At 33.2% G+C, this 13,118-nt stretch carries 12 protein-coding genes; 4 read left to right on the top strand and 8 right to left on the bottom strand.

Annotated elements, in window-relative coordinates; genetic code table 11:
- Positions 1-257 precede the first annotated feature (257 nt).
- Positions 258-1,745, bottom strand: a complete 1,488-nt coding sequence (locus LNP81_RS19640; RefSeq protein WP_230038795.1) for an aminotransferase class V-fold PLP-dependent enzyme — start codon at positions 1,743-1,745, stop codon at positions 258-260.
- 179 nt (positions 1,746-1,924) lie between these two features.
- Between LNP81_RS19640 and msrA the strand changes: the two genes are divergently transcribed.
- Both msrA and LNP81_RS19650 read left to right on the top strand, forming a co-directional pair.
- Entirely contained in the window at positions 1,925-2,458 is a 534-nt protein-coding gene (msrA, locus tag LNP81_RS19645; protein WP_230038797.1) for a peptide-methionine (S)-S-oxide reductase MsrA, read from the top strand.
- A 111-nt stretch (positions 2,459-2,569) separates the two neighbouring features.
- A complete protein-coding gene (locus LNP81_RS19650; protein WP_230038799.1) occupies positions 2,570-4,138 on the top strand; it encodes a protein adenylyltransferase SelO in 1,569 nt (522 codons plus the stop codon).
- Between the two features lie 343 nt (positions 4,139-4,481).
- Here the strand turns inward: LNP81_RS19650 and LNP81_RS19655 are convergent, their stop codons facing one another.
- Positions 4,482-5,450: a YpdA family putative bacillithiol disulfide reductase gene (locus tag LNP81_RS19655; protein ID WP_230038801.1), complete on the bottom strand. Its 969-nt coding sequence runs from the start codon at positions 5,448-5,450 to the stop codon at positions 4,482-4,484.
- Positions 5,451-5,454: 4 nt separating this feature from the next.
- The gene (locus tag LNP81_RS19660) at positions 5,455-5,931 is read right to left on the bottom strand and encodes a CYTH domain-containing protein (protein ID WP_230038803.1); all 477 of its coding nucleotides are present in this window, start codon (positions 5,929-5,931) and stop codon (positions 5,455-5,457) included.
- A gap of 199 nt (positions 5,932-6,130) precedes the next feature.
- Here LNP81_RS19660 and LNP81_RS19665 point away from each other — a divergent pair, with 199 nt between their 5' ends.
- Both LNP81_RS19665 and LNP81_RS19670 read left to right on the top strand, forming a co-directional pair.
- A complete protein-coding gene (locus tag LNP81_RS19665; RefSeq protein WP_230038806.1) occupies positions 6,131-7,042 on the top strand; it encodes an OmpA family protein in 912 nt (303 codons plus the stop codon).
- A 19-nt stretch (positions 7,043-7,061) separates the two neighbouring features.
- Positions 7,062-7,613 (top strand): hypothetical protein, encoded by a 552-nt coding sequence (locus LNP81_RS19670; RefSeq protein ID WP_230038808.1) that lies wholly within the window; start codon positions 7,062-7,064, stop codon positions 7,611-7,613.
- A 161-nt stretch (positions 7,614-7,774) separates the two neighbouring features.
- Here the strand turns inward: LNP81_RS19670 and LNP81_RS19675 are convergent, their stop codons facing one another.
- The 5 genes from LNP81_RS19675 to LNP81_RS19695 form a co-directional block, all read right to left on the bottom strand.
- Positions 7,775-8,809 (bottom strand): o-succinylbenzoate synthase, encoded by a 1,035-nt coding sequence (locus LNP81_RS19675; protein ID WP_230038811.1) that lies wholly within the window; start codon positions 8,807-8,809, stop codon positions 7,775-7,777.
- A gap of 159 nt (positions 8,810-8,968) precedes the next feature.
- Entirely contained in the window at positions 8,969-10,171 is a 1,203-nt protein-coding gene (locus tag LNP81_RS19680; protein WP_230038813.1) for a tetratricopeptide repeat protein, read from the bottom strand.
- A 25-nt stretch (positions 10,172-10,196) separates the two neighbouring features.
- A complete protein-coding gene (locus LNP81_RS19685) occupies positions 10,197-11,648 on the bottom strand; it encodes a S41 family peptidase (RefSeq protein WP_230038815.1) in 1,452 nt (483 codons plus the stop codon).
- 44 nt (positions 11,649-11,692) lie between these two features.
- On the bottom strand, positions 11,693-12,202 hold the full coding sequence (locus LNP81_RS19690) for a DUF2199 domain-containing protein (protein ID WP_230038817.1): 510 nt from the start codon (positions 12,200-12,202) through the stop codon (positions 11,693-11,695).
- 221 nt (positions 12,203-12,423) lie between these two features.
- Positions 12,424-13,101, bottom strand: a complete 678-nt coding sequence (locus LNP81_RS19695) for a metal-dependent hydrolase (protein WP_230038819.1) — start codon at positions 13,099-13,101, stop codon at positions 12,424-12,426.
- Between the last annotated feature and the right edge of the window lie 17 nt (positions 13,102-13,118).

Below are 13,118 nucleotides of genomic sequence, written 5' to 3' on the forward strand. Positions count from 1 at the left end.
AGAATTTTAAGGAGCAGAAAAATGATGTTTTCTCAAGACTTTCTGTCCCGCTTTCACCTTTATCTTTGTTCGTTCCTCTCAAAGGATACCGGCTCTATCGGGGCTAAACGAGAAATTTATCATTTATAAGAACTAGATTGACTTTTACCGCAAAGCACGCAAAGTTTTTATAAAAATAAGATCTAAATGATAAAAACTTTGCGACCTTCGCGTAAATCTTTGCGTTCTTTGCGGTTAAATTTTAAGTTTAAAAAATATTACGATCTAAACCAACCAGCAACCAATTCATCCTCAAATGAATTCGCATTTTTATGAACAAACTCATTTGTGTTTTTATTATATGAATAGTCCAAAGCCCAATTTTTATGGTTCGTTGCTAAATCCTTAATACTTTCACAAACAAAAGCAATTTCTTCATCAGTTGTAGTCGGGTGAATGGACATTCTAATCCATCCTGGTTTTTTGATCAAATCACCAATCGTAATTTCATTCACCAGTTTATTCGAAGTTTCCTGATCTACGTGCAATAAAAAATGTCCGTAAGTTCCCGCACAGCTGCAACCTCCCCTAGTCTGAATCCCGAATTTATCATTCAGCAATTTTACACCTAGATTAAAATGAAGATCCTCAATAAAAAACGAAATTACCCCCAAACGATTTTGATGTTGTCCCGCCAGAATCTTAATATTAGAAACCGAATCTAATTCATTAAAAACGTAATCAACAATCTCGTGTTCACGTTGTAGAATGTTTTCAATTCCCATTTCTTCTTTTAGCTCAATAGCCAAAGCGGTTTTAATAACCTGAAGAAAACCTGGAGTTCCGCCATCTTCGCGATCCTCGATATTGTCAATATATTTATGTTCTCCCCAAGGATTTGTCCAGCTTACAGTTCCTCCACCCGGACAATCGGGAATCATATTATTGTATAATTTTTTATTAAAAATCAAAACCCCAGAAGTTCCAGGGCCGCCTAAAAATTTATGAGGCGAAAAGAAAATAGCATCAAGATACGCTTCCGGATCTTCAGGATGCATATCAATTTCGACATAAGGTCCTGAACAGGCAAAATCGACAAAACAAACACCATGATGCTGATGCATTAATTTTGCAGCTTCATGAAAAGGTGTTTTCAAACCAGTAACATTCGAACATGAAGTTATTGAAGCAATTTTAATTGTTCTGTCAGCGTATTTTTCTAATAATAAAGCCAAATTATCCAGACAAAAAAGTCCTTTTTCGCAAGACGGAATAATCTCTACATCTGCAATAGTTTCTAACCAAGACGTTTGATTCGAATGGTGCTCCATATGCGAAATAAAAACAATTGGTCTTTTTTCTGCCGGAACAGTAATAAAATCCTTAAGGTTTTCAGGAACTTTAAGTCCCAAAATACGCTGAAATTTATTGACAACACCAGTCATTCCCGTTCCGTCAGTAATCAAAACATCATCTTTGCTGGCATTGGTATGACGCTTTATAATGTTTCTGGCATGATGATACGCTTTTGTCATGGCAGTACCTGACACAGTAGTTTCTGTATGAGTATTGGCTACAAAAGGTCCGAAATCATTCAAAAGTTTCTCCTCAATTGGTCGATATAGCCTTCCGCTGGCAGTCCAATCAGTATAAATGATCTTTTTCTTGCCATACGGAGAAGTAAATTCCTGATCAATTCCAACAATATGCTTTCTAAAATCCTGAAAATAGGTTTCTAAAGTGATGGTATTATTTTTGCTATTCATTAGTGTGCCTGAGTTTGATTGCAAATATATCGCTTTTTTATAAAATTGCGAATTTATCAATTGTAAACTTCAAACATTTCATAACCATTTAAGATCTTTAATTAAAACATTGTTTTACTAATAATTTATCATAATATTCTATCGGATTAATAGGGCAAGTAAAACTAAACAATACCTTTATGAAAAATTTATCATTAGCCACTTTTGGCGGCGGATGTTTTTGGTGTATTGAAGCTGTAATTCAGCGTTTAAACGGAATAGAATCATTAAAATCAGGATTTTCGGGAGGTTTTATCAAGAATCCCCCTTATAGGGAAGTTTGTACCGAAAGAACCGGTCACGCCGAAGTGATACAAGTAACATTTGATCCTGACATAATTTCATATCGTGATTTAATCTTTATATTTATGACGAGTCACGATCCAACAACCTTAAATCGTCAGGGCGCTGATGTTGGGACGCGATATCGTTCTATTGTTTTATATCATGATGAAGAACAAAAAGCAATTGCAGAAGAAGTTTTTAAAGAAGCAAAAGAATTCTATAATAATCCAATTGTTACGGAATTAGTGCCTTTCGAGGTATTTTACGAAGCCGAAGAAGACCATCAAAATTATTACAACAATAATCAGGATGCGCGTTATTGCCAAATCGTAATTGATCCGAAAGTGCAAAAGTTGAAAAAAATGTACGCTCATAAATTAGTTGACTAAATAAAAGTTTTGCCACAGATTAAAGGATTAAGAGGATTATTTTTTTAATTTAATTAACATTTTAAAAATCATTTTAATCTGTGTAATCTGTGGCTAAAAATAAAAACTCAAATGAAAAATTTAAAAATAAATAATCGATTTACTGCTGAATTACCTGCAGATCCTAACGAAACAAATGAAATTCGTCAGGTTTCTAATGCCGTTTTCTCTTATGTAAATCCTACAAAACCTTCGAATCCTAAACTTATTCACGCATCAAAAGAAGTGGCTGAATTGGTCGGTATTGCTGAAGACGAAATTCAATCTGAAATGTTTTTGAATGCCTTTTCTGGAAAAGAAATTCTTGCTGAAACCCGTCCGTATGCTATGTGTTATGCGGGACATCAGTTCGGGAATTGGGCCGGACAATTGGGCGACGGCCGTGCTATCAACTTAACCGAAGTAGAACATAATAATGAGTTTTTTACACTTCAGTTAAAAGGAGCCGGAAAAACTCCATATTCCAGAACTGCAGACGGTTTGGCTGTTTTGCGTTCTTCTGTAAGAGAATATTTATGTGCCGAAGCCATGTATCATTTAGGTATTCCCACTACCCGATCGCTTTCGCTAATGTTATCCGGAGATGAAGTTTTAAGAGATATATTATACAACGGAAATCCAGCTTACGAAAAAGGAGCAATTGTTTGTCGTGTAGCGCCATCGTTTATTCGTTTTGGAAGTTTCGAAATGCTGACAGCCCGAAACGAACTCAAGAACTTAAAACAATTTGTGGAATATAATATCAAACATTATTTTCCTGAAATTAAAGGAGAACCAAAACAGCAATATTTGCAATTTTTTCAAACGGTTGCAGATAAAACTCGTGAAATGATTTTACATTGGCAACGTGTAGGTTTTGTACACGGCGTGATGAATACAGATAATATGTCGATTCACGGAATCACGATCGATTACGGTCCGTATGGCTGGTTAGAAAATTACGATCCTAATTGGACACCTAACACAACTGACAGTCAAAACAGAAGGTATCGTTTTGGCAATCAGCCGCAAATTGCACAATGGAATTTATATCAATTAGCAAATGCGCTGTATCCTTTAATTAATGAAGCAGAACCTTTAGAAAAAATATTAGAATCGTTTATCAATGAGTATGATTCAGAATGTAAAACAATGTTTTTGAATAAATTAGGAATATTTACTTCAACTGAAACTGATAGCAAATTGATTACTGCTTTAGAAACTGTTTTACAATTATCCGAAACTGATATGACCATCTTTTTTAGAAACTTGAGTCAAATTTTAAAATCAGATTCTCCGGAAAAAGCAATTGAAAAAATAAAAGATTCTTTCTACAAACCTGAAGAAATTTCAGGAGAAATTTTAGAAGCCTGGACAAAATGGTTTACGGTTTATATCGAAAGATTAAATACCGAAGAAGTATCACATGAAAATCGTTCAGAAAAAATGAATGCGATAAATCCTAAATACGTGCTTCGAAATTATATGTCGCAATTAGCAATTGATGCCGCAGATCAGGGAGATTATTCTTTGATTGACGAATTGTATCAGTTATTGCAAAAACCGTATGATGAACAGCCGGAATACGAAAAATGGTTCGCCAAAAGACCTGATTGGGCACGATCTAAAGTAGGTTGTTCTATGCTTTCTTGTAGTTCTTAATTTTTTTTGCCACGAATTCTAAACATTTAATTTTTAAATAACTATTAAGAGATTAAGAAAAATTAAGCATTGCTTCTTAAATAACTTAATCTCTTAGTGGTAAAAAAAAGCCGCAGATTTAAAACATTTAATTTGTAAATAAACCATTAAGAGATTAAGAAAAATTAAGCACTGCTTCTTAAATAACTTAATCTCTTAATGGGAAAAAAAAGCCACAGATTTAAAAATTTAATTTTTAAATAAACTATTAAGAAATTAAGAAAAATTAAGGATTGCTTCTTAAATAACTTAATCTCTTAATGGTGAAAAAAATATTCTAATGTTTTAAAATCTGTGGCAAACTTTATTTAGAAGTAATATAATCCATAATCATATTGGCATGAATACGTGAGTTTTCTATAAACCATTTATGGGTTTGCATTCCACCACAAACTACACCGGCTAAGAATAGACCTTCGACATTGGTTTCCATTGTTTCAGGATTATAGTTTGGAGTTTTTAGTTCATCATCAGATAATTGAATTCCCATTTTTTCCAGAAAACTTAAATCTGGTTTGTAGCCTGTTAATGCCAGAACAAAATCATTTTCTATCGTAACTTTTCCGTTTGGAGTTTCGATTTCTACTTCATTTTCTTTAATTTCAGTAATATTCGATTCAAAATATGCTTTGATACTTCCTTCGGCGATTCGGTTTTCGATATCAGGTTTTACCCAATATTTTACCCGGTTGTTAATTTCATTTTTACGAATCACCATAGTGACATTTGCTCCTTTTCTCCAACATTCTAAAGCGGCATCAACAGACGAATTATTCGCGCCAACTACTAAAACATTTCTAAAAGCATATTCGTGCGCTTCTTTGTAATAATGACGCACTTTAGGCAATTCTTCGCCTTTTAGGTTCATTTCAATCGGAATGTCATAAAAACCAGTTGCAATTACTACGTTTTTAGCTTCGTACAAAGATTTATCGGTTGTAATCTTAAAAGATTTATTTTCTAATTTTTCAACCTGAGTAACTTTTTCAAACAAATGAATTGAAAAATTAAAATAACGATGAATATTTCGATAATATTCTAAAGCTTCCTGACGACCTGGTTTTGGAGCCAGGCAATTAAACGGAATATCACCAATTTCCAGCCTTTCTGCTGTCGAGAAAAAAGTCATATACAATGGATAATTGAAAATACTATTTACAATCGCCCCTTTTTCAATAATTAAATAACGTAATTGTTTCTTTTGAGCTTCGATCGCACAAGCAAGTCCTATTGGGCCGCCGCCAACGATGATCAAATCATATTGTTCTACCATAACTTTATTGCTTTTCCCAGCTCTTAAAAGGATTTTTACTCAAATAAGCGTTGTAGTATCTTTTGTCATTTGTTACTTCTTCTCCTAGCCAATCAGGTTTTTCAAATGATTCTGTTTCAGATTCTAACTCTATTTCGGCCATTACTAAACCTTCGTTTTCTCCGTAAAATTCATCTATTTCAAAAATGTGTTTTCCGGATTTTACTTCAAAGCGAGTTTTCTCTATTTTACCTCTTTCGCATAATTTTAGTAACTCTTGCGCTTCATCAATCGGAATTTCATTTTCCCATTCAAAACGAGACATTCCTCCGTGCTGACCAATTCCTTTTATCGTAATAAAGCCTTTATTTCCTTTTATTCTAACGCGAACAGTTCTTTCAGGAATTGAACTCAAATATCCCTGAGCGATGTTATTCTGCGTAAAAGCCTGTTCTTTAAAATCATCTGATTTTACAAGAAACTTTCTTTCTATTTCGACCATTTTTATTGTCTCAATTTAATTTTTATGCAAGTTACTCAATTTAATTCAGTCTTAAAGTTCAGTTTTAAATCAATATGAATGTTTAATTTATTTCTATAACCTATTCAAAATTAGATATATAACTTCAAAATAACTGATTATTAATGCATTATGTATCTATTTTTTTGTTAAATTTGAGTGAATCTTAATTTCATCACTTATGTCTAAAAAAGCACTTTATCTATTAGGCATTGCAATAACAGTTATTTTGGGTACTTTTTTGTATGTAAAATTCTGTTGCAATTGTACTATTAAAACACCAGCGACAGATACTGAAAAAGTATCGGTAGTTGTGGCTGAGGAGACTATTTTTGTCCCTTTTATTCTAAATGGTTCCGGAATTGATTATCACAGTAATGATAATATCAAGTTCCTTAAAAACAGTTTTGCAGTCGTCCTGCCTGTTAGTGATTCTGTAGCAATTGGAATTGAAAATCTTAAAACATTTTTGATTGCAAACCCTAAACAAAAAATAACAATAACGGGTTATGCTACTTCTGATGAAACAAATACTACGACTTTTGAAAATCTTGGTCTTGCCAGGGCAAATGATATCAAAAAATATTTTGTTTCAAAAGGATTATCTGATTCTCAGTTTGATACAAAAGGAGAAATAGTAGATACGTGGAAAACAAGCAAGGATACGCTTTTAGGACCTGCCGAATATAAATTTGAAACTCCTGAACCTGCTCCTGCTGTTACTGACGAATGGGTAATTTTGAAAGATAAAATTAATGGTGATCCGCTAATTCTGCATTTTAGCACCAATAGATCCAGTAACCAATTATCTAATGCTGAAAAACAAAAAGTGGCTGATCTGGTAAAATATATGGAGCATGTTAAAGACGCGGTTATTCTGGCCGTTGGGCATAGTGATAATGTTGGAAATCGTGATTCTAATGTTCTACTGGGGCAAAAACGTGCCGAATTTTCTAAAAATTATTTATCGAAAAAAGGTATCGACGGCAGCCGCATTACAACTAACTCAAAAGGACCTGACGAGCCAATTGGTGAAAATACAACTGCAGAAGGAAAAGCAAATAACAGAAGAACTGTAATTACAATAAAATAATTAATCAAAATATACTATTATGAATATACCTTGTATCTTAATACCGGTGCTAGTGGGATTAATCTGTGGAATCTTGGGTTACTTACTAGGAAAAATGAATTCGAAAGGAGACGATTCTCTTGCATTGTCATTACAAGCTGATTTGGATGCCTGTAAAGCAAATACCAGAAATCTGAATGCTAAAATCTCTTCATTAGAAGCCGATTTAGCATCAAAAGCAACTATATCTTCATCTGCACAATCATTTAGTTCTGCTGCTGCTCCTGCATTTTTATTTGATGCTTCATTAGCAGCTACACTTTACGGTAAAAAAATAAAAGAAAATGATTTGAAGATTGTAGAAGGAATCGGACCAAAAATTGAAGCATTGTTTAATGCCGCAGGAATAACAACCTGGCAAGAACTCTCAGAAACTTCAACTGAAAAATTACAATCTATTCTGGATGCCGGTGGCGAAAATTACGCCATTCACAATCCAAGTACCTGGGCAAAACAGGCTTTATTGGCCTATCAGGGAAAATGGCAGGAACTAAAAGACTGGCAACAAGGATTACTTGGAGGGAAAGAGTAATTTTTAAGGTTAGAAAAAGGTTCAAAGGTACAGAGTTGCAAAGGTTCAAAGGCTTTTCTACTCTGTGCCTTTTTATTTTATACTCTTTACTCTTTACTCTTTACTCTTTTACTTCCTGTTTTTAAACCTTTGAACGTTTGTCGCTCTGCCCCTTTGAACCTTTAAAAAAATGATTCCCATTTTTTGGATATATTGTACCATAATTGTCCTTGCGAAACTTCCAGCGGACAATCGATATTATTGGTATAAAGTGCACCGGTTCCTAAACCTTGGGGCATTTTTGAGTTTTGAATAAAGGTCCATTGCGAAATGGCATTAAGGCCAATATTACTTTCTAATGCTGATGTAATCCACCAACCAATATTGTATTTATTGGCTAAATCAATCCATTCTTTGGTTCCTCTGAATCCGCCTATAAAACTTGGCTTCAGGATAATGTATTGAGGCTTTATTTCTTGTAGTAATTTTTCTTTTTCTGGTAATGAAAAAACACCAATTAGTTCCTCGTCTAATGCAATAGGAAACGGAGTTGTCTCACACAAATCAGCCATTGCTTTAGTATTTTCTTTTTTAATTGGCTGCTCGATACTATGAAGCTGAAATTGATTTAGTTGATTAAGTTTATCTAAAGCTTCATTTAAAGCAAAAGCGCCATTCGCATCAACACGAATTTCGATTTGTTCTGCCGAAAAATGGCTTCGGATAAAGTGTAGTAATTCTAGCTCTTTATCAAAATCGATAGCGCCAATTTTGAGTTTGATGCAATTGAAACCATCGGCTAATTTCTCTTCGATTTGTTGTTTCATGTATGAAGCTTCTCCCATCCAAACCAATCCATTTATGGCAATTGATTTAGAATTATTAGTAAAATCCGAAGGAAATAAAACATATGGATTTTCGCTTTTAAGAGATAAAAAAGCCATTTCGATCCCGAATTGTATTGACGGAAATTCTAATAAAGCTTCCCATAAGGCAGTTTCGCCGAGTTGAATATTCTGGCAAGCCCAGTTTAGTTTTTCTTCGTAATCATCACGATCATCTGCACTTAAACCACGTAATATTCCGCACTCTCCAAATCCTTTTTTACCATTCTCTTCAAGGATAATAAACCAGGTTTCTTTTTCGGTCATAATGCCTCTGGAAGTTCCGGAAGGACGTTTAAACTCTAACATGTATTTTTGGAAAGTTGATTTCATGGTAACGTTTTAAACCATATAAGTTATATGAGTTCATTTAAATGTAATGACAAAATTTAAAAATTCTATTATAATTACGATTATAAAAAAAACAAAATAGGCTTTAGTTTAGGTGCTATAATTAAATGAACTTATATAACTTATATGGTGCAAATATTTTTAATTGTATAATTTCAAAACTCTTTCAAAGTCCTTTGATGGTAATCCTGCTTTTTCGAAAACTGTAAAATCCTGCTTGGTTTTTTCTTTCCAGCTTAAACTGTCTGTAACGTTTTGGGTTTGGTATTTTTTGTAAATGGCTTTTGCTTCGCTATAATCGTCGCTCACCAGATAAACGTGTGCCAGATTTAGTTTTACCAACAACTCTGTATCGTCTAATTTTTCACCTTCTTTCAGGAATTTAATTGCTTTTGCATATTGTTTGGTCAAAATATAGCAATAACCAATAGAACCATAATCGATTGCGGTTGCTTTTCCATCATTAATTATGGTATTCAGTTTTTGAATCGCTTCGTTGTACTTTTGTAGTTTTATTAAAGTCGAAGCTTGTGTTCTTAAATCGCTATAAACGTTTTTAGAAATATCTACATCCTTATAACAGCTGTTTCCAAAGTCTTTATACACTTTGTTTTTCTCGATTGGCAATAATTTCTGAAACTCGGTATAACGATATTGTTTCATTATTTTTTCGAGAATACAAACGCAAAAATCATCCGAATTGGCCATTTTTTGCGCCATTGTCGAAGTTTTACAAAGACTAATAATTTCGTTTTTGTTGTCCTGATTCCAACCACGGTTTAATTTTGAATCGACCCATGGCACAACTTCCAATACAATTTTTTGGTTTAAAAGCCAGTTTTTACTGTGAAAACCAAACCAAAGTGTACTTATATTTTGTCCCAAACAAGAAGATTTATCAAGCGATAATCGTTTGGCATCTTTGCTTAACGGTTCTTCCTGAGCGTAACAGGCTTTATCTGTTTTACCATCAGAAATGTATTTTTTTGCATTTTCGTTTGAAGTAAAAAGTGCGTAAGAACAAGTATCGTCACCAGAAATTTTAGACATTAAAAAAACGGCTCCGGCGGATCCCTGAGAAATTCCGGTTGGATCGGGAATCGATTTTAATACCGAAACCAAACTATTCGTCATTTCCTGATTTTCGTCTAATAATGTAATTCTATAAACGATTTCGGTTGTTCCAACAGGTAAATCTTCTGTTTTTAGCACAATTCGGTCTCGTGCTGAAACTATAATTTCTTTTGTTGTAGCGCGTTCTTTGTCCCAATAGCCATCTTTTTGAGCGAATGTGTTATAGGAAACTGTAATTAAAATGAATAAAACTATTTTCTTTAAATTCATGTTACGATTTTTTAAAATCATTTATTTAATTCGCGTTTAATATTTGTTCTGTAAATCTAACCCAATTATATTCAGGAATAGTTTTGTCAAGATAGTAATCCGGCTGAATTCCTTTGTCATCAATTTGCATGCCCGGAATTCTAAAACTTTTTGATAATGAATAGCCTAACTTTAAGTCTTTGCAAGGAGAATCGATAAAATACATATTCGAAATGTCCAAAACACCTTCTGTTGTTGTTCCAAAAAGTTTTACTTTTTTACTTTGTTTTGCAGCTAATAAAAATTGCTCTGTAGTACTTGCATTATTTTCGTGTATTATTATTCCAATATTTTTTGGATTAGTGAGCACTTTATCAAGTTTAGTTTCTTCTACCGCATTTTCTTCTAAATTAACAAATTGACCAAGGTGAGCATTTAGCTTTTCTAATCCTTTTCTGGCCCATTCCTTATCCTTATCCGACCATTCCGGATCTGCCATAAAATCTTCCATCCTCTTATTATTGAGCTTTGTAGATAAGAATTGAACTCCAATATTTCTAATTGGATTTGAATACAAATAGGGTATGATATTTTCGAAACTTGAATCTGATCCTCCGCCGTTATCTCTTAAATCTATAATTAAATTTTCGCGCGAAGTAATTAAATTATGGTTTGCAGCAAGAATACTGTCGATGGCTTTTTTATTCGAATAATTAAATGACGGAATGCGTAATAAAACCGTTTTGGGTGAAATCGCTTTAATAAAAGGTTCTTGTGTAGTTATAGATTCGATGTAATCACTTATTTCGGGATTATTTTCCTGGATATTAGGGAAAACTCTTTTTAAGGAAACGAAACCAATTTTCAGGAAATTATTTCCAATAAATTGAATGTCATCAAATTTACGACTCGAATAATCACCCAAATAATAGATTGCGGTATGTGTTTTGTCTAAATTTTCTGTAATCTTAAATTTTACCTGATATTGTTTCCATTTTGTTCCTTTAGCATCTAAAATATAACCTACATATTGATTGTCCTTTTTTACAACTCCAATAGTATAGGGTTCAGAGACCCAAATTCCTTCAAAGCCAGGCAGGGAATTTTTAGCTAAATTATTTTTTAATTCAGTTTCAGGGATTTCCATTTTCTCCCATTTATCATTTGCTGCAGTATTAGGTTTTGCAGCTTCTTTTTTTTGTTGATCTTGGTTTACAACTAAAGATAAATGCGATTTTCTAAAAAACAATAACCATTCAGATAAGGCTTTTTGGCAATCATTTGCGTCCTTAATGTTTTTGATCTTTTTCGAAAAAATCTCATTATGATTTTGATACTCTTTTAATCCTTTTTTATCAATTACGAATTGAAAACCAGCATCATTCTCTTCAAAAGTTTGTTTTAACCATGCGAAATTATCCTGACAAGAACATTTTTGAGCAAATGTGTTAAATGAAATAATAAGAAAAAGAAAGATGACGGTTTTTTTTAAATTCATTTTTTAAGGTTTAATTATTAGATATAATTTTGATGCCTGATTTTTTATAGTATTTCCCGAATCCTTTTTTCGGCTTCTTCTTTTGTGATTCCGTTATAAAAATCTTTTACAAAAGGATGGTCGAAATCTTTATGAGGAAAAATTTCCGGTCTGTCGTTTCCGCTTTTAGTCACAACGGTTGTTGGAATACTATTTGAAAATTGATATTGAGGAATATAATTGGAAAGCCATCCAAAATATTGTGTTTCATGGTTTTCATTATCGAAGTTTTCGAGATAATCCTTGAAACTTGTTTCGCTTAATGAAACCCAGAAACCATATTCGAGATCTTCGCAATGATCGTTTACTTTTTGAATAAGTACTACTCTAACGAATCGGTCAATATGATCGTCAGCATATTTAATCACGCAAAAATCCTGGTCAATAACCGCTATTTCTTCTTTTTCATCTGATGAAAGATTACTATAACTACTGGGTGCATTATAAGTTATTGCAGGCCAGCTTTCGTGCTCTTTGCCGCAACATTCGCAAATGAATTTAATTGTGTCGTTCATTTATAATTTCTTATGAATAGTAAGATCCTAGCCCCGATAGAGGTGGTATCCTTATTTTGAGAAGATTTTTCATCTTCTCAAAAAAGATATAACCGAAAGCGGGAAATAGCTCCTTGCTTCGACTTCGCTCAGGATGACAAATTACAATTTAGTAAAAACTAAAATTTAAATTCCAATTTTAGAAATAAAACTAAACTTTAAAAAGCTCGTTTGTATAATAATTAAAGTTCGATTGATTCTCCGATTTCGAGAAGCATTAAATCTTTTCCTTTATCGAAAAATTTACGAATAGCATCTTCATGATCGATTTCGATATAACCAAATGTATCAAAGTGATATCCAAGGATTTTATCGCATTCTACAAAATCTGAAGCAATAATAGCATCTTCTACATCCATCGTGAAATTGTTACCGATTGGAAGAATTACAAGATCAAGCTCGGTTCTTAACGGAATCAATTTCATGTCGTATGTAAGTGCTGTATCTCCGGCAATGTAGATGTTTTTATGTTCGCCTTCGATCACAAAACCACCAGGATTTCCTCCGTAACTTCCGTCAGGAAAAGAACTTGAGTGAATTGCGTTTACATATTTCACTTTTCCGAAATCGAATTTCCAGCTTCCGCCGTGATTCATCGGGTGTGCTTTTAATTCTCTTTGAGCGTAATAACTTGCAATTTCAGCATTAGAAACTATGGTTGCATTGGTGCGTTTTGCAATAGTTTCGGCATCAAGAATATGATCTCCGTGTGCGTGTGTAAGCAAAATATAATCTGCTTGTAATGTATTTATGTCTATTGTCGCAGCTTTTGGATTTCCTGTAATAAAAGGATCAACAAGAATGTGTTTTCCTCCCACTTCGATGGCTAATGATGCGTGTCCGTAAAATGTGATTTTCATTTTGTTTAAATTTTAAA

Source organism: Flavobacterium piscisymbiosum (assembly GCF_020905295.1).
GTDB lineage: Bacteria > Bacteroidota > Bacteroidia > Flavobacteriales > Flavobacteriaceae > Flavobacterium > Flavobacterium piscisymbiosum.

Excerpts from the sequence above, each read along its gene's own strand:
- LNP81_RS19640 (WP_230038795.1), bottom strand. The coding sequence starts at position 1,745 with ATGAATAGCAAAAATAATACCATCACTTTAGAAACCTATTTTCAGGAT.
- msrA (WP_230038797.1), top strand. The coding sequence starts at position 1,925 with ATGAAAAATTTATCATTAGCCACTTTTGGCGGCGGATGTTTTTGGTGT.
- LNP81_RS19650 (WP_230038799.1), top strand. The coding sequence starts at position 2,570 with ATGAAAAATTTAAAAATAAATAATCGATTTACTGCTGAATTACCTGCA.
- LNP81_RS19655 (WP_230038801.1), bottom strand. The coding sequence starts at position 5,450 with ATGGTAGAACAATATGATTTGATCATCGTTGGCGGCGGCCCAATAGGA.
- LNP81_RS19660 (WP_230038803.1), bottom strand. The coding sequence starts at position 5,931 with ATGGTCGAAATAGAAAGAAAGTTTCTTGTAAAATCAGATGATTTTAAA.
- LNP81_RS19665 (WP_230038806.1), top strand. The coding sequence starts at position 6,131 with ATGTCTAAAAAAGCACTTTATCTATTAGGCATTGCAATAACAGTTATT.
- LNP81_RS19670 (WP_230038808.1), top strand. The coding sequence starts at position 7,062 with ATGAATATACCTTGTATCTTAATACCGGTGCTAGTGGGATTAATCTGT.
- LNP81_RS19675 (WP_230038811.1), bottom strand. The coding sequence starts at position 8,809 with ATGAAATCAACTTTCCAAAAATACATGTTAGAGTTTAAACGTCCTTCC.
- LNP81_RS19680 (WP_230038813.1), bottom strand. The coding sequence starts at position 10,171 with ATGAATTTAAAGAAAATAGTTTTATTCATTTTAATTACAGTTTCCTAT.
- LNP81_RS19685 (WP_230038815.1), bottom strand. The coding sequence starts at position 11,648 with ATGAATTTAAAAAAAACCGTCATCTTTCTTTTTCTTATTATTTCATTT.
- LNP81_RS19690 (WP_230038817.1), bottom strand. The coding sequence starts at position 12,202 with ATGAACGACACAATTAAATTCATTTGCGAATGTTGCGGCAAAGAGCAC.
- LNP81_RS19695 (WP_230038819.1), bottom strand. The coding sequence starts at position 13,101 with ATGAAAATCACATTTTACGGACACGCATCATTAGCCATCGAAGTGGGA.